The sequence below is a fragment of the Pseudomonas sp. GW822-FHT04H02 genome (assembly GCF_058800645.1).
Map to the genome: position 1 here is coordinate 290,877 of NZ_JBXAMM010000005.1, position 19,138 is coordinate 310,014.

General features: G+C 64.4%; 15 protein-coding genes. 7 read left to right on the forward strand and 8 right to left on the reverse strand.

Annotated elements, in window-relative coordinates:
- Window positions 1-117: 117 nt before the first annotated feature.
- Both AC1RMG_RS23280 and AC1RMG_RS23285 read right to left on the reverse strand, forming a co-directional pair.
- Window positions 118-1,497 (reverse strand): GTPase/DUF3482 domain-containing protein, encoded by a 1,380-nt coding sequence (locus tag AC1RMG_RS23280; protein ID WP_053154379.1) that lies wholly within the window; start codon window positions 1,495-1,497, stop codon window positions 118-120.
- Window positions 1,490-2,869 (reverse strand): DUF2868 domain-containing protein, encoded by a 1,380-nt coding sequence (locus tag AC1RMG_RS23285; RefSeq protein ID WP_041120280.1) that lies wholly within the window; start codon window positions 2,867-2,869, stop codon window positions 1,490-1,492. Before AC1RMG_RS23285 ends, AC1RMG_RS23280 begins: the two co-directional genes overlap by 8 nt.
- A 96-nt stretch (window positions 2,870-2,965) precedes the next feature.
- Between AC1RMG_RS23285 and AC1RMG_RS23290 the strand changes: the two genes are divergently transcribed.
- Window positions 2,966-3,478: a dihydrofolate reductase gene (locus AC1RMG_RS23290; protein WP_125062300.1), complete on the forward strand. Its 513-nt coding sequence runs from the start codon at window positions 2,966-2,968 to the stop codon at window positions 3,476-3,478.
- Window positions 3,479-3,535: 57 nt separating this feature from the next.
- Here the strand turns inward: AC1RMG_RS23290 and AC1RMG_RS23295 are convergent, their stop codons facing one another.
- Complete coding sequence (locus AC1RMG_RS23295; RefSeq protein ID WP_011064055.1) at window positions 3,536-4,927, reverse strand: L-cystine transporter; 1,392 nt, start codon at window positions 4,925-4,927, stop codon at window positions 3,536-3,538.
- 242 nt (window positions 4,928-5,169) lie between these two features.
- Between AC1RMG_RS23295 and AC1RMG_RS23300 the strand changes: the two genes are divergently transcribed.
- From AC1RMG_RS23300 to AC1RMG_RS23315, 4 genes are all read left to right on the forward strand, one after another.
- Window positions 5,170-6,225, forward strand: coding sequence for an HAD family hydrolase (locus tag AC1RMG_RS23300; protein ID WP_123472647.1), 1,056 nt, complete (start codon window positions 5,170-5,172; stop codon window positions 6,223-6,225).
- Between the two features lie 272 nt (window positions 6,226-6,497).
- The gene (locus tag AC1RMG_RS23305; RefSeq protein ID WP_258718063.1) at window positions 6,498-7,898 is read left to right on the forward strand and encodes an MBOAT family O-acyltransferase; all 1,401 of its coding nucleotides are present in this window, start codon (window positions 6,498-6,500) and stop codon (window positions 7,896-7,898) included.
- Window positions 7,885-9,015, forward strand: coding sequence for an SGNH/GDSL hydrolase family protein (locus AC1RMG_RS23310; RefSeq protein ID WP_011064052.1), 1,131 nt, complete (start codon window positions 7,885-7,887; stop codon window positions 9,013-9,015). Before AC1RMG_RS23305 ends, AC1RMG_RS23310 begins: the two co-directional genes overlap by 14 nt.
- Window positions 9,016-9,017: 2 nt before the next feature.
- Window positions 9,018-10,241 carry an SGNH/GDSL hydrolase family protein gene (locus AC1RMG_RS23315; RefSeq protein WP_011064051.1) on the forward strand — a complete coding sequence of 408 codons (1,224 nt, stop codon included), beginning with the start codon at window positions 9,018-9,020 and terminating at the stop codon, window positions 10,239-10,241.
- A gap of 213 nt (window positions 10,242-10,454) precedes the next feature.
- Here the strand turns inward: AC1RMG_RS23315 and ilvD are convergent, their stop codons facing one another.
- Window positions 10,455-12,296: a dihydroxy-acid dehydratase gene (gene ilvD, locus AC1RMG_RS23320; protein ID WP_019095304.1), complete on the reverse strand. Its 1,842-nt coding sequence runs from the start codon at window positions 12,294-12,296 to the stop codon at window positions 10,455-10,457.
- Window positions 12,297-12,597: 301 nt separating this feature from the next.
- Here ilvD and AC1RMG_RS23325 point away from each other — a divergent pair, with 301 nt between their 5' ends.
- Complete coding sequence (locus AC1RMG_RS23325; RefSeq protein ID WP_011064049.1) at window positions 12,598-13,167, forward strand: hypothetical protein; 570 nt, start codon at window positions 12,598-12,600, stop codon at window positions 13,165-13,167.
- Window positions 13,168-13,197: 30 nt separating this feature from the next.
- On the opposite strand, the gene AC1RMG_RS23330 is transcribed toward AC1RMG_RS23325, so the two are convergent.
- The 4 genes from AC1RMG_RS23330 to AC1RMG_RS23345 all read right to left on the reverse strand — a co-directional run bounded on the left by AC1RMG_RS23330 (window position 13,198) and on the right by AC1RMG_RS23345 (window position 18,072).
- The gene (locus AC1RMG_RS23330; protein ID WP_011064048.1) at window positions 13,198-14,409 is read right to left on the reverse strand and encodes a multidrug effflux MFS transporter; all 1,212 of its coding nucleotides are present in this window, start codon (window positions 14,407-14,409) and stop codon (window positions 13,198-13,200) included.
- A complete protein-coding gene (locus AC1RMG_RS23335) occupies window positions 14,402-15,379 on the reverse strand; it encodes a diiron oxygenase (protein ID WP_015637382.1) in 978 nt (325 codons plus the stop codon). The genes AC1RMG_RS23330 and AC1RMG_RS23335 overlap by 8 nt, the downstream gene beginning before the upstream one ends.
- On the reverse strand, window positions 15,379-16,458 hold the full coding sequence (locus tag AC1RMG_RS23340) for a SagB family peptide dehydrogenase (protein ID WP_015637381.1): 1,080 nt from the start codon (window positions 16,456-16,458) through the stop codon (window positions 15,379-15,381). Before AC1RMG_RS23340 ends, AC1RMG_RS23335 begins: the two co-directional genes overlap by 1 nt.
- 417 nt (window positions 16,459-16,875) lie before the next feature.
- Window positions 16,876-18,072, reverse strand: a complete 1,197-nt coding sequence (locus tag AC1RMG_RS23345) for a class I SAM-dependent rRNA methyltransferase (RefSeq protein ID WP_011064045.1) — start codon at window positions 18,070-18,072, stop codon at window positions 16,876-16,878.
- Between the two features lie 227 nt (window positions 18,073-18,299).
- Here AC1RMG_RS23345 and AC1RMG_RS23350 point away from each other — a divergent pair, with 227 nt between their 5' ends.
- Window positions 18,300-19,112, forward strand: coding sequence for an HDOD domain-containing protein (locus tag AC1RMG_RS23350; RefSeq protein ID WP_162865006.1), 813 nt, complete (start codon window positions 18,300-18,302; stop codon window positions 19,110-19,112).
- Window positions 19,113-19,138: the final 26 nt, after the last annotated feature.

A 19,138-nucleotide genomic window follows, 5' to 3' on the forward strand; every position in this document is an offset into this window, starting at 1 on the left:
TACAGGCTTGGTTTGTAGCCGCTGCCGTAGGCTGCGAACGGCTCCGAAGGAGGCGCCGCTTTTGGGGTTGTTGAAGGTCCTGCAGCCCTTTGCGCAGCCTCGCGGGCTCGGCAGCGGCTACAGCAGATGTTGAGCCAGCCCCTCGATCTGCTCCTGGCGCTCGGCCTGGCTCAGGCGCTTCTGCGGGTTGAGCGATGACCACTGCGGGTGCGCCCGGGCCTTGTTCAGGGCCTCTGGCAACTTGCCTTCGCGCCAGCTCTTGTCCTCCGGCGTGGCCAGGCGAATGCTGTCCATGGCCGCATGCCCGCGCAGGTTCAGGGCCTGTACCAGCTGGCGCTGACGCAGGGCCAGCAGGCGCAGCACGCTGTCGTCCACGGTCAGCTCGCGCTGGCCCTTGAGTTTGCCCAGCAGGCGGCTGCCGTAGCTGCGGGCGGTCTGCAGGGCGCCGCCGGCAATAGCCCCGGCCAGCGCCGCGGCCCCCAGGGTCAAACCACCCACCAGCAAATCCACCCCAGCGCCGGCCGCGGCTCCGGCGGCGATGCCGCTGCCCACCCGCACCCCCAGTTGCTTGAGGGTTTCCGGGTTGAACAGGTCGTCGCCCCAGCGCCCGTCCAGTAGCGGCAGGTCGCTGGCCGACGCATCCTCGGGGCGGAAGGCGTAGAGCTTGAGCAAGGCCTCGACGCAGCGCTGCTCGCGCTGGCGGATGGCCTGGCGCAGTTCGCCTATGGCCTGTTGTTCCTGTTGGGCGTCGCTGGCTACGCTGCGGCGGCAGGCGGCGCAGTCCACCAGCAGCTCGGCAATCAGCCGCGCTGCGCTGTGCTGGCGGGCCAGGCGCTGGGCCTCTTGGTCGTCGATCAAGCGTTGCAGGGCCGGGCGCGCGTGCTCCAGCAGCAGCGCCAGGCTTTCATACAGGCGCCGTTCGCCGTCCTCCGGTGGCGCCACGCTGTCGAAGCGCACCAGGGCGTGCAGCCCCAGGCGGGCCAGGGCATCGCGCCAGTCGCCTTCGCGCTGGTCGGCGCTGCTGACGAAATTCAGCACTGGCAGCAGCGGCTTGCCGCAACCGGTGAGCACTTCAAGCTCATCGCGGTACTTGGCCAGCACCGGCTCGCGGGCGTCGATCACATACAGGCCGGCGTCCGAGGCCAGCAGCTGGCGCAGGACCTTGGCTTCCTGTTCGAAGCGCTGGCGAGCCTCGCTACCGTCGAGAAACCGCGCCATCCGCGCCGGGCCGTCCAGGCGTTCGCCCGGGCGCTCCAGGCGCTCCAGGTAATCCAGCAGGGCGATGGCATCTTCCAGGCCAGGGGTGTCGTAGAGCTCCAGCAGGGCTTGGCCATCCACCGAAAGGCGGGCGCCTTCCACGTGCCGGGTGGTGCTGGGGCGATGGGAGACCTCGCCAAAACCCACGTCCCGGGTCAGGGTGCGCAGCAGCGAGGTCTTGCCGACGTTGGTGTGGCCGACCACGGCGAGTTTCAGTGGCTTGTGGCGGGTATCAGTCATGACCGTTCTCCAGCCAGTCGAGGGGGGCGCAATCGGCGAAGGGCAGCTGCAGCTGGTGCAGGGCGCTGTGCCAGTCGCCCAGGCGATCGGCGTCCAGGGCCTGGCCGGGCGGGGCTTGCAGCAGCCAGACCCGGGTGGCGCTGGCGTTGCGCGCCAGTTCGGCGATCAGCCCCAGGCTGCCGCGGTCCGGCGAGCGCCGCGGGTCGCAGGCGATCACCAGGCGCGCCGGGGGGAAACGACTCATCTGTTCCAGCAGGCGGCTGCGCGACTCGCGACTGTCGAGGATGCCGGCGTCCTTGACGCTCTCGGGCAGTTGCGGCGGCCAGGGGCGCTGGTTGTCCAGTTCGATGGCCACCAGCAGGGCGCCGCTGCTGTCCTGGGCACTGACGCCGCCTTCGACCCGGTGCAACTGCTCGGGGGCCGCATCGTTGACCCCCAGGCGCTCGCTGCTGGGCATCAGGCGCTCACGCAATTGGGCGTAGCCCGGCAGGTTGAGGTCCAGTTGCAGGCGCGCCTGCCCGTGTTTCCAGCGCCAGCGGCAGAACAGCATCAGCAGCAGGCGCGGCAGCACGCCGTAGATCGTCACCAGCACCACCAGCCAGATGGCCCAGGACTGGCGGATCAGTTCGGTGTTGTAGACATCCCGGGTGCTGGCCTGGATGCTCGCCACGCTCGGCGCGCCAAAGCCCAGGCCACGGGGCAGGGCACTCAAGGTATTGGTAATGGCCACGAAGGCATCGCTGCCCAGCAGGGTGCTTTCCCAGACAAAACTGTAGCGGTGGGTGGTCAGCAGCAACAGCAACATGACCACGGCGCTGAACAGGGCCAGGCACCACAGGCCGTTGATCAGGCTGCCCAGGGCCCAGCGGTTGAGCTTGCGCCGTTGCAGCAACAGCAGCAGGGCCGGCGGCAACTGCGCGGCCTTGGCATCGCGGGAGAATTTCTCGCTGAGCCACAGCCACAGGCGGCCCAGGCTGGCGCCGTGCTCGCCGGCGAATAGCAGGCCTGCCAGCCAGCTCAGCAGCAGGATCAGGTTGATTCCCAGCAGGCTGCCCAGGGCCCAGAACACGTTCACCGGTTGCTGGGTGCTGCCCAGGGCGCTGAAGGCCAGGCCGGCACCACTGATCACCGCCAGAACCGAGAGCGCCAGCAGGGCCAGGCGTGCGCCCTGGTGCCAGTGCAGCAGGGCGCTGTGCAGGCCGTCACGCTGGGCCAGCCACAGGGCGCGGTTCTGGATCCGGGTCGCCAGGTCGCCGCCCTGGTTGCGGGCCAGGCGATTGGCTTCCTGATCTTCCAGCGGGCCGGCGTGTTCCTCGCGCAGGCGCACGGTTTCGGTCAGCCACAGGCGTTGCAGGGGAGTCAGTGCAGTCACGCGTCATTCCATCGCTCAAAAGTGCGCTGAGCATAACTGCTGCAGCGCGGATCGGGGTACGTTGCCAGGTCCTGGTCCTCTGGTATCCTCGCCGGCATGAAAAAATCTCTCCCTCTCAGCCTGATCGCGGCCCTCGCACAAAACCGCGTGATCGGCGTCGACAACAGCATGCCCTGGCATTTGCCGGGGGATTTCAAATTCTTCAAGGCCACCACCCTGGGCAAGCCCATCATCATGGGGCGCAAGACCTGGGACTCTCTCGGCCGGCCGTTGCCGGGGCGGTTGAATATCGTGGTCAGTCGTCAGACCGGCCTGGCGCTCGAAGGTGCCGAGGTCTACCCCTCCCTGGAGGCGGCAGTGGCCCGGGCCGAGGAGTGGGCACTGGAGCAGGGCGCCAGCGAGCTGATGCTGATCGGTGGCGCACAGCTTTACAGCCAGGGGCTGGAGCAGGCGGATCGCCTGTACCTGACGCGGGTAGCCTTGAGCCCGGAAGGCGATGCCTGGTTTCCGGAATTCGATGAGCAACAGTGGAAGCGGGTGTCAGAGGTGCCGAACCCGGCGGAAGGGGACAAGCCGGCGTACAGCTTCGAGGTGTGGGAGAAGCGCTGAGCGCTCCGCCAGCCAGCCGGGCTCCCGAAGGAACCGGCGGGCCGGCGAAGAGATCAATCAGGCCTGAGCCAGTTCTTCGTGCTCATCGGCGTCCAGCAGCGCCTTGTCGGTCTGCTGCATCACCTGGCTGGTGATCGCGCCTGCGGTCATCGAACCGCTGACGTTGAGTGCGGTGCGGCCCATGTCGATCAGCGGCTCCACGGAAATCAGCAGCGCCACCAGCGACACCGGCAGGCCCATGGCCGGCAGCACGATCAGCGCGGCGAAGGTCGCGCCGCCGCCCACGCCTGCAACGCCCGCGGAACTCAGGGTGACGATGGCCACCAGGGTGGCGATCCACAGCGGGTCCAGCGGGTTGATGCCCACGGTCGGGGCAACCATCACCGCCAGCATGGCCGGGTACAGGCCGGCGCAGCCGTTCTGGCCGATGGTGGCGCCGAACGAGGCGGCAAAGCTGGCGATGGACTGGGGAATGCCCAGGCGCCGGGTCTGGGCCTCGATGCTCAGGGGAATGCTGGCGGCGCTGGAGCGGCTGGTGAAGGCGAAGGTCAGCACTGGCCAGACCTTGCGGAAGAAGCGCAGCGGGTTGATCCCGGCCAGTGCCACCAGCAGGCCGTGGACCACGAACATCAGCCCCAGGCCGATGTAGGACACCACCACGAAACTGCCCAGCTTGATGATGTCCTGCAGGTTGGAACCGGCCACCACCTTGGTCATCAGCGCCAGCACACCGTAGGGTGTGAGCTTCATAACCAGGCGCACCAGGCGCATCACCCAGGCTTGCAGGGTGTCGATGGCGTTGAGCACTTTCTGGCCCTTGTCGGCATCGTCCTTGAGCAGCTGCAGCGCCGCGACGCCGAGAAAGGCGGCGAAGATCACCACGCTGATGATCGAGGTCGGCTTGGCCCGGGCCAGGTCGGCGAAGGGGTTCTGCGGGATGAACGACAGCAGCAGCTGCGGCACGTTGAGGTCGGCCACCTTGCCTGCGTAATCGCTCTGGATCACTTGCAGGCGGGCCATTTCCTGGGTGCCGGCCACCAGCCCTTCGGCGGTCAGGCCGAACAGGTTGGTCAGGCCGATGCCCACCAGCGCGGCAATGGCAGTGGTGAACAGCAGGGTGCCGATGGTCAGGAAGCTGATCTTGCCCAGGGACGAAGCATTGTGCAGGCGGGCCACGGCGCTGAGGATCGAGGCGAACACCAGGGGGATCACGATCATCTGCAGCAATTGCACGTAGCCGTTGCCCACCAGGTCGAACCAGGCGATGGAGGCCTTGAGCACCGGGTTGCCGGCGCCGTAGAGGCTGTGCAGGGCGATGCCGAAGACCACGCCCAGCACCAGGGCCAGCAGGACTTTCTTGGCCAGGCTCCAGGTGGTATGGCGGGTTTGTGCCAGGCCCAGCAGCAAGGCCAGGAACACCAGCAGGTTGAGGAACAGCGGCAGATTCATTGGGGCTCCGATAAGGCTTGTGCCAATCGCGGCTCAGGGCGATTGCGAACCGGCAAGCCTAACAGCTTGAAATCTATTGAATTAATAACGATATCGCATGGCAACTGTCGTTTTTGGAATAAGCGATTGACGTTCAGGCGCATGTGGCTGGCGCTTACGGGACGCAAGCGGTCGCGTGGAGACGAGAACTGTCACAGGGATTTGTTAGCGTCGAAGGCTTTCACTCAGGGAGAAAACCGCCGATGAAACTCGCTCCGAAATTGCTCGCAGTCGCACTCTGCCTGGGCCTCGCCGGCCAGGCCCTGGCCACCGAGTTGAAGCACTGGCCCGCGGAACAGGCCAAGCAGCTGGACGCGATGATCGCGGCCAATGCCAACAAGGGTAACTACGCGGTGTTCGACATGGACAACACCAGTTACCGCTACGACCTGGAAGAATCCCTGCTGCCCTTCATGGAAAACAAGGGCCTGATTACCCGCGACACGCTTGACCCGTCGCTCAAGCTGATCCCGTTCAGGGACACCGCCGAGCACAAGGAAAGCCTGTTCAGCTACTACTACCGCCTCTGTGAAATCGACGACATGGTCTGCTACCCCTGGGTCGCCCAGGTGTTCTCCGGCTTTACCCTCAAGGAGCTCAAGGGCTATGTCGATGAGCTGATGGCTTCCGGCAAGCCGGTGCCGAGCACCTATTACGACGGTGATGTGGTCAAGACCATCGAGGTCAACCCGCCCAAGGTCTTCACCGGCCAGGCCGAGCTGTACAACAAGCTGATGGAGAACGGTATCGAGGTCTATGTGATGACCGCCGCCTCCGAAGAGCTGGTGCGCATGGTCGCCGCCGATCCCAAGTACGGCTACAACGTCAAGCCGCAGAACGTCATCGGCGTGACCACCCTGCTCAAGGATCGCAAGACTGGCGCCCTGACCACCGCGCGCAAGCAGATCAGCGAAGGCAAATATGACGAGAAGGCCAACCTCGGCCTTGAACTGACCCCCTACCTGTGGACCCCGGCCACCTGGATGGCGGGCAAGCATGCGGCGATCCTGACCTACATCGACGAGTGGAAGAAACCGGTGCTGGTGGGCGGCGACACCCCCACCAGCGACGGCTACATGCTGTTCCACGATGTTGACGTGGCCAAGGGCGGCATCCACCTGTGGATCAACCGCAAGGACAAGTACATGACCCAGCTCAACGGCATGATCGCCAAGCACGCCGCGGCCCAGGCCAAGGAAGGGTTGCCGGTGACTGCCGACAAGAACTGGGTGATCGTCAAGCCCGAAGACATCCAGTAAGCCTGCCCGCTACACCGTCCCTCTGTAGGAGCCGGCTTGCCGGCGAAGAGGCCTTTGGGCCGGGCGTCGCTCTCGCGGACGCCTTCGCTGGCAAGCCAGCTCCCGCAAGGGGTGTCTGTCGTTCGGTGCGGAGCCGGCGTCCGCTATAGGCGGAGAATGTTTCAACTTGTGACTGCCAAACCCCCTCTGCCATAATCGCGTCCGTTTCCCATCCCCCCGCCTGCTCTCCCTTGTGCCGGGTTTGTCCCCGACTGCACGTAATGGACTACGTTGTGAGCTATCTCTCGATCGAATTCGGCCTCTGCTTCATCCTGTTCTTCGTTCTGTACTGGGGCCTGGGCTTCAGCCTGCGCTTGCAGAACGCCCTGCTGCTGGTCGCCAGTTACGCGATCCTTGCCAGCTTCAGCCTGAACTTCCTCTACATCCTGCTGGGCTACACGGCCCTGGTGTACCTGCTCGGCCTGTTGAGCCAGCGTTACCCCGGGCGCGGCTGGGTCAATGGACTGATGCTGCTGCTGGTGCTCGGGGCGTTCTACCTGTTCAAGTACCAGGATTTCTTCACCAGTACGGTGCAGAACGCCTTCGCCCAGTTCGGTGTCGAGGTGTCGCTGCCGCTGCTGGAGGTGCTGCTGCCGGTGGGGCTGTCGTTCTATGCCTTCCACTCGGTCAGTTACCTGGTGTCGATCAACCGCCGTGAGCTGACCCCGGGCTCGCCCTTCGACCTGGCGCTGTACCTGGCCTTCTTCCCCAGCCTGATCGCCGGTCCGGTGAACCGGGCGATTCCCATGCTGGCGCAGATCAACCCGCCGCAGTTGCGCCAGGTGCTGGAGCCGCAGCGCGCCCTGGGCCTGATCGCGGTGGCGGTGGTCAAGCTGTTCTTCCTCAGTTCCTGGCTGGCCAACGAATGGGTCGACCCGGTATTCGACAGCCCGGTGGCCTATTCTGCCGAGCAGATCCTGCGTGCGGTCTACGGTTATTCGTTCCTGATCTACTTCAACTTCAGCGGCTACACCGACCTGGTGACGGGCATCGCCCTGCTGCTGGGCTTCCGCCTGCCGCAGAACTTCAACTACCCCTACGCGGCGCGCAACCTCAAGGAATTCTGGGGCCGCTGGCACATCAGCCTGTCGACCTTCATCCGTGACTATGTGTACATCCCCCTGGGGGGCAACCGCGGCCCGGTGTGGCGCGGCAACCTGAACATGCTGCTGGCGATGCTGATTTCCGGCCTGTGGCACGGCGCCAGCGCCAACTTCATCATCTGGGGCGCGCTGCACGGTATCGGCCTGGCCCTGTACAAGCTGTGCAGCCCGCTGCTGGCCCGGGGGCCGAGCTGGATCGGCGCCGACCTCATGGCGCGGCTGCTGACCTTCCACTATGTGGCGTTCGCCTGGATCTTCTTCCGCTGCGCGACCCTGTCCGATGCCATGGACATGCTCAAGGGCCTGGGCGAGCTGTCCTTGGGCGGCCTGCTCGGCGGCGGCGCCAGCCTGCTGGGCTGCCTGCTGTTCGTGGCCTTCTACCCACGGATCGTGGCGCTGCTGCGCCGCCTGTTCGATGCCGCCACCGGTTTGCCGTGGCTGTTCTATCCAGTGCCGCTGGGGCTGTTTATCTGCGTGGTCATCTTCGCCTCTCCGTCGGGCGTGCCGGGGTTCATCTATGCCAGTTTCTAACCGTTCGCCCTTGTCGATCAGCCTCGGTAGCGCGGCCAAGGTCTTCTACGCCCTGGTGGTCACCAGCCTGCTGCTGGTGTGGTTCAACCAGCAGTCGATCCGCCTCTACTGCCAGCAGAAGTACCACGACGACTGCGAGGTCCCCGGGTTGTCGCAGAACCCGCAGTGGCGCTTTGGCGCGCAACTCAACCAGGCCCTGGAAAATGCCCGGGTGGCCTTTGTCGGCAGCTTTACCGGCCAGGTGATGGTGGCCGAGGCCGCCGCGGAGCAAGAGCTGCCTCCTTTGCCGACGCTGGCCGAGGAGCCTGCGCCCGTACCTGCGCCGGTTGCGACCGCCCATGCGGCCCCCGTGCATCCCGCTCCGCAGGCGCCGGCTGCAGTGCACCCGCAGCCGGTGGCCGTGGCCCCGGTGGTCAGCCATCCGCCCAAGGTCGAGCCGGGGGCAACCACGCCGCTGATGGCCAGCCTGGCCACCGGGGATGAAGTGTTCTTCGTCGGTGATTCCCTGATGCAGGGCGTGGCGCCCCACATGGCCAACACCTTGCGCAAACGCTACAACGTCAAGAGCCTGAACCTCAGCAAGCAGAGCACCGGCCTTGCCTACCCGAGCTTCTTCAACTGGCCCAAGACGGTTGAAAGCACCCTGGCCAGCAACCCCAACATTCGCCTGATGGTGATTTTCCTCGGCCCCAACGACCCCTGGGACATGCCGGTGGTCAAGGGCAAGCCGTTCCTGCGCTTCAAGACCCCGGACTGGGAAGAAGCCTATCGCCAGCGCATCGATTCGATCCTCGACACCGCCCAGGCGCATAATGTGCAGGTGATCTGGGTCGGGCCGCCGAACATGGAGAAGCCCAAGCTGTCTACAGCCATGGCCTACCTGAGCCAGCTGTACAAGGGCCAGATCGAGCAGTACCACCAGCACTACGTCTCGGCCAACGAGATTCTCGGTTACCAGAGCGACGAATTCTCCTATTACCGCACCACCGGCGATGGCAAGAAGGTCAAGACCCGGGTCGACGACGGTATCCATTTCACCACCACTGGGCAGAAGCTGATCGCTGAGCGTGTGATCTCGCTGATCAACTTTCCCAGCCAACAATTGACGGAGCACTGACTATGGGGCGACTGCAAGGCATTGCGCTGTTGCTGGGCATCACCTTGCTGAGCAGTTGCAGCCCGACCACCGAGGTCCAGGCCACTCCCGCTTCGGCGCTGGCCAAGTCCGGGATGACGGCGAAAAAAGTCCTGACCACCGGGACCGACCCGAACCTGGCGCTGCTGGCACGCAAATTCAGCACTTCCAACCGCACCCCCATCACCATTGTGCAACTGGGCGACTCCCACACCGCCGCCGACCTGTTCAGCGGTGAGGTGCGGCGCCTGCTGCAGGCGCAATACGGCGATGGCGGCATCGGTTTCGTGGCAGCCACGCCGGTGCCCGGCACCCGCTATGAGCGGGTGATTCTCGGTGCCGCCAAGCGCCAGTGGTCCCTGGTATCGGCACGCAACCAGCAGAGCAACCAGTTTCCCCTGGGCGGCTACCTGTCGCTGCCCCTGACCCCTGGCGCGCGGGTGCATATCGCCGAACGCCAGCCGAGCAACCAGCAGTACCGGATTTCCGCGCTGTACCAGGCGTCCAGCAACAGCACCCTGACCGCCCGGGACAACCTCAACAAAAGCAGCCGCATGCTGGCCGCTACGGGGGGGCAATGGCGCTTCAGCCCGCCGTTCAACAACCTGACCCTGCCCCTGGACCTGAACGTGGCCAATAACCAGGGCCTGGCCCTGGGCGGCTGGAACATCCTCGGGCAGAAGAGCGCCGGGGTGATCTATTCCGCCCTGGGGATCAACGGTGCACGCCTGGACGTGCTGGACAAGTGGCAGCCCGGCTGGCTGGAAGCCCTCAAGGCCCTGCGCCCGGACATGGTGGTGCTGGCCTACGGCACCAACGAAGCCTTCGACGACGACCTGGATCTGCAGCTGTACCGCAGCCAGTTGCAGGAGAAGGTCGCGCTGTTGCGCAAGAACCTGCCCAAGACCGTGATTTTGCTGGTGGGGCCGCCGGATTCCATCAAGCGTCGCAATGCTGGCAGTTGCGCGGCCTCCCAGCCCCAGCCGTTGCGGCAGATCATCCAGATCCAGAAGGATGTGGCGAAGAACAGTCGCACCCTGTTCTGGGACTGGCAGGCGTTCATGGGAGGGGACTGCTCCATCAGCAAATGGCAGGGCAGCGACCTGGCCCGCAACGACCTGATCCACCTGACCGCCGATGGTTATCGCAAGAGCGCCGATGGCTTGTATCGCTTCCTGCGCGGGCAGTTGGGCGAACGCATGCCTTGAGCTCCCGGCACCGCTTCAGCGGCGGCGCCACCACCTTGAATGCTGCTGTAGGAGCTGGCTTGCCAGCGAAGGCGCGGTCGAGGGTGATGCAAGGTTCAACGCTGCCTTCGTCGGCAAGCCGGCTTCTACGGGGCCAGGCTGCCAGCGCAAGCGCCGGCAAGGTCAAAAAAAATGCCCCGCACTTGGCGGGGCATTTTCATTGGCGGGCTACGATCACAGGCCGTCGAGCATGGCCTTGTTGCGCACCGCACCCTTGTCGGCGCTGGTGGCCAGCAGGGCGTAGGCCTTCAGCGCGGTGGTCACCTTGCGCGGGCGTGCTTCCACCGGTTTCCAGCCTTTCTTGTCCTGCTCGACACGGCGGGCCGCCAGTTCCTCGTCGCTGACCAACAGGTTGATCGAGCGGTTGGGAATGTCGATCAGTACCTTGTCGCCGTCCTGCACCAGGCCGATGGCGCCGCCGGCTGCCGCCTCTGGCGAGGCGTGGCCGATGGACAGGCCCGAGGTGCCGCCGGAGAAGCGGCCGTCGGTGAGCAGGGCGCAGGCTTTGCCCAGGCCCTTGGACTTCAGGTAGGAGGTCGGATAGAGCATTTCCTGCATGCCCGGGCCGCCTTTCGGGCCTTCGTAACGGATGATCACGATGTCGCCTTCCTTCACCTCGTCGGCGAGGATGCCGCGCACCGCGCTGTCCTGGCTCTCGAAGATCTTGGCGTTGCCTTCGAAGACATGGATCGACTCGTCGACACCGGCGGTCTTCACCACGCAGCCGTCCAGGGCGATGTTGCCGTAGAGCACGGCCAGGCCGCCTTCTTTCGAGTAGGCATGCTCGACACTGCGGATGCAGCCGTTTTCACGGTCATCGTCGAGGCTGTCCCAACGGGTCGACTGGCTGAACGCCGTCTGGGTCGGGATGCCTGCCGGGCCGGCCTTGAAGAAGTGATGCACGGCTTCGTCGCTGGTCTGGGTGATGTCCCACTGGGCGATGCCTTCGGCCATGCTCTTGCTGTGCACGGTGGGCAGGTCGGTGTGCAGCAGGCCGCCACGGGCCAGTTCGCCGAGGATGCTGAAGATGCCGCCGGCGCGGTGCACGTCTTCCATGTGGTACTTCTGGATGTTCGGCGCCACTTTGCACAGCTGCGGCACGTGGCGCGACAGGCGATCGATGTCCCGCAGGTCGAAGTCGATCTCGGCTTCCTGGGCGGCGGCCAGCAGGTGCAGGATGGTGTTGGTGGAACCGCCCATGGCGATATCCAGGGTCATGGCGTTCTCGAACGCCTTGAAGTTGGCGATGTTGCGCGGCAGGACCGACTCGTCGTTGTCGCCGTAGTAGCGCTGGCACAGCTCGACGATGGTGCGCCCGGCCCGCAGGAACAGCTCTTCGCGATCGCTGTGGGTGGCCAGGGTCGAACCGTTGCCCGGCAGGGCGAGCCCCAGGGCTTCGGTCAGGCAGTTCATGGAGTTGGCGGTGAACATGCCGGAGCACGAACCGCAGGTCGGGCAGGCGCTGCGCTCGTACTCGGCAACCTTCTCGTCAGAAGCGCTGGAGTCGGCGGCGATGACCATGGCGTCCACCAGGTCCAGGCCGTGGCTGGCGAGCTTGGTCTTGCCGGCTTCCATCGGGCCGCCGGAAACGAAGATCACCGGGATGTTCAGGCGCAGGGCGGCCATCAGCATGCCGGGGGTGATCTTGTCGCAGTTGGAAATGCACACGATGGCGTCGGCACAGTGGGCGTTGACCATGTATTCCACAGAGTCGGCGATGATCTCGCGGCTCGGCAGGGAATACAGCATGCCGTCATGGCCCATGGCGATGCCGTCGTCCACGGCGATGGTGTTGAATTCCTTGGCCACGCCACCGGCGCGTTCGATCTCGCGAGCCACCAGCTGGCCCAGGTCCTTCAGGTGCACGTGCCCCGGGACGAACTGGGTGAAGGAGTTGGCAATGGCGATGATCGGCTTCTTGAAGTCGTCATCTTTCATCCCCGTGGCGCGCCACAGGGCGCGGGCGCCGGCCATGTTGCGGCCATGGGTGGATGTTTTCGAGCGGTAATCAGGCATGGAGCACTCCGGGCGGCTAATCAGGTAACAAATGGGGAGTGAGCTTCTATTGACCTCGGGAACACTCAGAAATGGCCGTGTGTCCGAAAGCTGCCGATGACGCCGCGGGATCGCCGCGCGCCTCAGCCTGAGCTCATAAACCCGCCGGGGGATGACTGGCGATGAATTCGCCGATTCTACACCGCTGGCGTCAGGAAGGAATGCCGGGGCCGCTCTGTGGCATTGATTGCCTGGATATCACCGGACGCTGCCCTCCTGGTTTAGACTCGCCGCCCTTCGATTACCTTCCAATGGAGCTGGAATGTCCGCGACTCTGCAATCCTTCAAGTTCTGCCTGGGCGTCGGCCTGCTGCAGGGGCTGCTGCTGATGTGGCTGTTGTTGTACAGCGATTGGTCCGGCCTGGGCATCGTCGCAACGGGTGCTGCACTACTGGTGGGCGGCGGGGGGTTGCAAATGCTGGCCGGGCAGCAGCGCCAGTGGCGCACCTGGGGGCTCATGTTGCTGCTGGGCCTGGGGGCGGCGGGGCTGGTACGGCTGTATGACGAGCTACCCTCCAGCCCGCGGATGGAGTACTGCGTGGCGGCCGGGCTGCTGGTCGCCGTGGCCGTGGTGAGCCGGGTGCAAGGGCGGGCACGATTGGGCCGGCGCCTGCTGGGCAATGTCCTCTGGCTGGTGCTGGCCTTGCCATGGCCCTGGCTGGTGCTGAAGCTGTTCGAGCTGTGGCTTGCTTACCGTCATCTCGACCCTTTCAAGAGCGGGTGGATGTCCCTGCTGTTCTTTGCCGGCCCGACCCTGGCCTTCTCCCTTGGCCTGTGCCTGACTGGCCGCGGGCTGGCCCGTTTCAGCGAGGGAGCTGCCACAACCGCCTGATGGCCACCAGGACCCGGGCCAATCCGGGCTTCAGGCCAGGCGCAGGTTCCGGGCGCGGCGGCTGATGCGCTGGTTGACCAGCAGGCCGACGCTGCTCAGGGCGATGAAACTCAGGGCCAGGGTGGTCTGCAGGTCGCTGGCGCTGAGGTTGATCACGGCGCTGATCAGCCCGCCCATGACGAAAATCAGCGTGTTGCCGGCCGAGGCCGAGGCGCCGGCATTGTCCGGGAACAGTTCCATGGCCCTGGACGTGGCGGCGGGCCGGGTGATGGTGGTGCCGGCGGTGCAGATGATCATCGGCACCAGCACCGTGCTGATGGACAGGCCGAACTGGCTGGCCAACAGCAGCATGACCAGCCCGGCGAGGAAGATCAGGCACAACCCGGTAATGATCTGGGTGCCGGGCTCCAGGTATTTGTTGAGCACCCCGGCTACCACCCCGCCAATCACGTAGGCCGCGCCGTAGAGCAGCAGAGTCAGGGAAAACTCGTAGCTGCTGAGCTGCAGTTGCTCCAGGAAGATCAGCGGCGAGACCACGATGAACGAGAAGTGGCAAGCGAAGACGATGGCCGAGATCAGCCAGTAGGCGACGAAACTGAAGTTGCTGCAGACCCGTCGGTAGGCCTGGAGGATGCCGGTGCGCGGGCCGCTCCTGACGATCGGCGGGTTTTCCAGGGTGGCCAGCGCCTTGAGAAACACCAGGACGGCAATCGCGCTGAACACATAGAAGCTGCCTGGCCAGCCCATCAGGCTTTGCAGCAGGGTCCCGGCCAGGGGCGAGAGGGAAATGCACAGGCCGCTGGCGGTGACCATGAGGATCCGCAGGCGGTCGCGCTCCTGGCCGACGAACAGGTCCTGGACCAGCGCCTGGGACAGCACGAAGCAGCCACAGCCCAGTGCCTGGACCACGCGAAACACCAGAAACCAGTTGTAGTCCCTGGCCCAGACGCAGCCCAGAGCGCCGCCGACCGAGACGGCCATGCCGGCCAGCAGCAGGGTCTTGCGGCCCAGGGCATCCGACAGCGGGCCGATCAGCAACTGGGACATCGAGATGCCGATGGCGAACAGGCTGACGGACAGGGCGATGTCGGCGGCGCTGGTAGCAAAGTGTTGGGACAGTGCAGGAAAAGAAGGCAAGAGCACGTCGATCGGGAACACCCCGAGCATGACCATGGCCATGAGCAAGACGATGGCGCCGACCTTCCTGGTCGTGGAGGCAGAGTCATCCCTGATTTCAGGCATCGATCAGTCCTGTCTGGGTGAAGAGTCGGCGGTTGTCGTCGTGCTCGAAGAAACCTGCGCGCTTCATGGCTTGCAGGGTGGCGCCGGCGATCGAGCGGGCGCGCAGCACTTCTGCACTCGGCTGAATCAGGCTGTGGATGGCGGCATGTGCCGCGGCGAGGGGAATGCCGGACTCGTTCAGGCTTGCGCTCAGCCACTCCTGGTCCACGGCAGCGAAGATGAAAATGATATCGATCAGTTGGCTGGCGGAAAAAACCTGCTGCTGCGGCGACAGTCGTGCCCAGACATAGTCGAACACTTCGCTGAAATAACGACTGTGCCGGGCCTCGTCTTCCAGGTGCTCCCTGAACATCTGGTAGACCGTGGACACCAGCCCATCACCGGTGATGCTCAGCAACTCCTTGGCAATGATGGTTTCGGAGACGAAACCCAGCAGGAACCAGACCAGGGGCCGTTGAGAATCGGCGCAGCGGGCCAGCAGGTCGTGCATCAGGCGGATGCGCCTGGGCAGTGGCTGCCAGGCTGGCATGGCGTACCCATTCGCCACCTGCTCCGCCAGCTTGAAGGAGAACAGGGCGTGATAGCCCTCGTCGGTATACAACTGCAGGGCCGCGATTTTCATCGTCTCCGGCAGCTCGATCGCCAGTTCCCCGTGGATCAGGGTTTCCACCGAGCGGTTGACGATCTTGTGCTCCAGGATCGTCGTGTAGTGCAGGAAGTACACCAGGTGGTTGGCCGCCAGGCGCTGCTGTACCGTCCTCCCGGCGTGCTGGACGGCCGGGTCGGCGAAGTAGGGGATGAAGGCCGGCGGAAACCAGTCACGGGTCTGCAGTTCCTGTTCGAGCTCGCTGTGGGGCGGTAGCTGGTAGCTGCTCTTGCGCGAGCGCACCGCGGAGCGGTTGTCCCAGTCGCCGAGGGAGTAGGGACGCCGGCCTGCCGGGGCCTCTTTGGACGATGCGGCGGGGTGCATTACTGTTCGCGCTCCCGCTGTTCGATCAGGGCCTTGAGTTCCTTGCATTGCACCTGGCCATCACCTTGGCCGCAGCCGACAAAGAACAGCGGCTGCTCCGCGGCGTCCTGCAGCCCCAGCAATTGCTCCACGCGCTCGTCGCTCAGGGCTCCCGTCAGCCAGGTGTCCAGGCCCAGGGCAGTGGCCGCGAGCTGGAAGGTTTGCGAGATATGCCCGGCCTCGACATAGGCCATGCGGTAGGCCCGGGAGTGTTCGTATTTCCACCACAGCTTGTCGAAGCGGCAGGTCAGGAACAGGCCCAGGGGCAGTTCGTTGACGAAGTGCTGGCCAGCCAGCAGCAGGCCCAGGGGTTCTTCTGGAAGCGGGTGCACGGGCCGCAAGGCGTGCAGCTCCGGGTGGTAGTAATAGAGGCCCGGCTCCAGGCCGCGGACCCTGGCGGCATAGACATAGCCCTCGCAGGCGTTCAGGCCACCGCCGGAAGGGCTGCTGCGCCTTGGCCGCAGGGCTTCGGGGACGGTCTCGTCCGTGTCGGCTTCCCGTTCCTTGAGGTAGCCCAGGGACAGGTAGAGCAGGGTGCTGAGCTCTTCCAGGGCCACGGCCTGCTGGGAAAAGGAGCGTGAAGTCTTGCGCTGCAGCAGCACCTGGTTCAGGGAGCTGGCGGTTTCCAGTACCGGCGCGGGCAGGCGGATCAGACCATTGTGGGAGGTTTCGGCAAAGCGGGCTGAGGGGGCCGGGGTGTCCAGTACCTGATCGCAATGCTCGAGGTATTGGGCGGACCACTCATGAATATCCTGGGGTACTTGCTCGAAGGGCAGGTTCTTGGTGCCGATGTGGAAGATCCGCGACAGTTCATCCCAGCCCCATTCAAGTGGCTCGAAAGTCTCGTTGGACAGGAGCCCGGCGGCGGCGAATGCACTATCTATTTCATTCTTGTCGTCATACTGCGAAGGGTCTTCGACAAGTTGTATGAGGCGTGTGGAATAGATCGAGTCCAGTTCGAACTGAGTGTGATCTTTATAGTTCCAGATAACAGTGAAGGGCGGGCGGGCAAGTATGAAAAAGTTCGGGTTTATTTGCATGTTCTTTTGAAACTCTGAACTTGACCAAAGATGAAGCTGGGTAGCCGGCACTCCCCAGTTCATCAATTACTTAGCGGGATTTAGCCGCTGCGAGGCAAGCCAGGTTGGCGATCTTTTTCGATTCGAGGGAGATAGCTTTCATTGTTATTGCTCCTAAACGATTTGAATGAATGTCGCTTCCTAAGCGACTTCCGAAGAGTAGACAGCAATAGAGAGGAATCAAGTAGTTATTAGGTAAGTGATTGCCTAGAGCACTGTAGGATATTGGCTAGTTACTTTGATGGATCATAGGTATATAAGCGCGGGTTTCCCTGGGTTATCCAATGGCCCGGGCGGCGAGAGGGGAGAGGCGAGAGGGGAGCGAGGCGCTCGAGCGGTTGCCCAGGGATGCTGTGGCGTCCCTGGGCAGGCAGTGGCTCAGCTGTTGGGCAGCAGGCGGCAGGTGATGCTCTTGATGTAGCGGGTTTCCGGAATGGCCGGGTGCACCGGGTGGTCCGGGCCCTGGCCGCCGCGCTCCAGCAGCTGGATGTTGCGGTCCAGGTGGCGGGCGCTGGTCAGGAGGATGTTCTGCAGGTCGTCCTCGGGCAGGTGCATCGAGCACGAAGCGCTGACCAGGATGCCGTCCTTGTTGAGCAGGCGCATGGCTTGCTCGTTAAGGCGGCGGTAGGCGCCTTCGCCGTTCTTCAGGTCTTTCTTGCGCTTGATGAAGGCGGGCGGGTCGGCAACGATCACGTCGAAGCGCTCTTCGCTGGCCTTGAGTTCCTTCAGGGCTTCGAAGACGTCGCCTTCGATGCAGGTCATTTTCTCGGCAAAGCCGTTCAGCGCGGCGTTGCGCTCCACGCCGTCGAGGGCGAAGGCCGAGGCGTCGACGCAGAACACTTCGCTGGCGCCGAAAGCCGCGGCCTGCACGCCCCAGCCGCCGATGTAGCTGTACAGGTCCAGCACGCGCTTGCCCTTGGCATAAGGCGCCAGGCGGGCACGGTTCATGCGGTGGTCGTAGAACCAGCCGGTTTTCTGGCCCTGGATCACCGGGGCTTCGAACTTCACGCCGTTCTCTTCCAGGGCGACCCACTCCGGCACCAGGCCGAACACGGTTTCGACGTAGCGTCCCAGGCCTTCGGCGTCACGGGCGGCGGAGTCGTTCTTGAACAGGATGCCGCTGGGCTTGAGCACCTGGGTCAGGGCGGCAATGATGTCGTCCTTGTGGGTTTCCATGGTCGCGGAGGCGATCTGTACCACCAGGATGTCGCCGAAACGATCGACCACCAGGCCCGGCAGCAGGTCGGAGTCGCCGTACACCAGGCGGTAGAACGGTTTGTCGAACAGGCGCTCGCGCAGGGACAGGGCCACGTTCAGGCGGTGCACCAGCAGCGACTTGTCCAGGGCCAGCTTGGCATCGCGCGACAGCAGGCGGGCGCAGATCAGGTTGTTCGGGCTCATGGCGACCACGCCCAGGGGCTTGCCGCCGGCGGCTTCCAGCACTGCCTGGTCGCCTGCCTTGAAGCCGTGCAGAGGGGTGGCGGCTACATCGATTTCGTTGCTGTAGACCCACAGGTGGCCGGCGCGCAGGCGGCGATCGGCGTTGGCTTTGAGGCGCAGGCTTGGCAGGGACATGACGTCGCTCCGGAAAAAAGGGCGCGATTATACCCCGTCGCGGGGCGCAAGCGATGGCCAATGGACCTGCGGCGGGAGCCCTTTGCCGCAACCATTGGGTAAAGTTCCTGTCCGGTCGCCCAACATTCCCGTGTTAGAGGTTAGAATCCCCGGCTCACCCAGAGCGTGTACTTATGTCCCAAGAGCTATCAGCCGAACAGATTCAACAGGCCCTGCAAGGCATCAGCGTGCCGCCCCAACCGCAAATCATGGTGGATTTGCAGATGGAGCAGTACATGCCCGATCCCGATCTGGAGGTGATCGCCAAGCTGATCTCCCAGGACCCGGGCCTGTCCGGTGCGCTGCTGAAGATCGTCAATTCACCGTATTACGGGCTGAGCAACAAGATTGCTTCGATCCAGCGGGCGGTGAATCTCCTGGGCAGCCGTTCGATCATCAACCTGATCAATGCGCAGTCGATCAAGGGCGAGATGAGCGATGAAACCATCGTCACCCTCAACCGCTTCTGGGACACCGCCCAGGACGTGGCCATGACCTGCCTGACCCTGGCCAAGCGCACCGGCTCCCAGGCCGTGGACGAGGCCTATGCCCTGGGCCTGTTCCATGACTGCGGCGTGCCGCTGATGCTCAAGCGCTTCCCCGACTACATGACTGTGCTGGAAGAGGCCTACGGCAGCGCCGGCCCGGAGCAGCGGGTGGTGGACACGGAAAACCGTGCCTTCAATACCAACCACGCGGTGGTCGGCTACTACACGGCCAAGTCCTGGCGCCTGCCGGAGCACGTGACCAACGCCATTGCCAACCACCACAACGCCCTGGCGATCTTCAGCGACGAATCCTCGCGCAACAGCCAACTGAAGAACCTGCTGGCGATCCTCAAGATGGCCGAGCACATCTGCGCGTCCTACCGGGTGCTGGGCAACCAGGTGGAAGACCACGAGTGGAACAGCATCGGCCACCTGATTCTCGATTACGTCGGCCTGTCGGACTACGACTTCGAGAACCTCAAGGAAACCGTGCGCGAGCTGGGCGCACACTGATCGTTCATTTCGCGATGAGTACCAGG

Excerpts from the sequence above, each read along its gene's own strand:
- AC1RMG_RS23325 (WP_011064049.1), top strand. The coding sequence starts at position 12,598 with ATGTCCGCGACTCTGCAATCCTTCAAGTTCTGCCTGGGCGTCGGCCTG.
- AC1RMG_RS23310 (WP_011064052.1), top strand. The coding sequence starts at position 7,885 with ATGCCAGTTTCTAACCGTTCGCCCTTGTCGATCAGCCTCGGTAGCGCG.
- AC1RMG_RS23300 (WP_123472647.1), top strand. The coding sequence starts at position 5,170 with ATGAAACTCGCTCCGAAATTGCTCGCAGTCGCACTCTGCCTGGGCCTC.
- AC1RMG_RS23330 (WP_011064048.1), bottom strand. The coding sequence starts at position 14,409 with ATGCCTGAAATCAGGGATGACTCTGCCTCCACGACCAGGAAGGTCGGC.
- AC1RMG_RS23335 (WP_015637382.1), bottom strand. The coding sequence starts at position 15,379 with ATGCACCCCGCCGCATCGTCCAAAGAGGCCCCGGCAGGCCGGCGTCCC.
- AC1RMG_RS23340 (WP_015637381.1), bottom strand. The coding sequence starts at position 16,458 with ATGCAAATAAACCCGAACTTTTTCATACTTGCCCGCCCGCCCTTCACT.
- AC1RMG_RS23315 (WP_011064051.1), top strand. The coding sequence starts at position 9,018 with ATGGGGCGACTGCAAGGCATTGCGCTGTTGCTGGGCATCACCTTGCTG.
- ilvD (WP_019095304.1), bottom strand. The coding sequence starts at position 12,296 with ATGCCTGATTACCGCTCGAAAACATCCACCCATGGCCGCAACATGGCC.
- AC1RMG_RS23290 (WP_125062300.1), top strand. The coding sequence starts at position 2,966 with ATGAAAAAATCTCTCCCTCTCAGCCTGATCGCGGCCCTCGCACAAAAC.
- AC1RMG_RS23280 (WP_053154379.1), bottom strand. The coding sequence starts at position 1,497 with ATGACTGATACCCGCCACAAGCCACTGAAACTCGCCGTGGTCGGCCAC.
- AC1RMG_RS23345 (WP_011064045.1), bottom strand. The coding sequence starts at position 18,072 with ATGTCCCTGCCAAGCCTGCGCCTCAAAGCCAACGCCGATCGCCGCCTG.
- AC1RMG_RS23295 (WP_011064055.1), bottom strand. The coding sequence starts at position 4,927 with ATGAATCTGCCGCTGTTCCTCAACCTGCTGGTGTTCCTGGCCTTGCTG.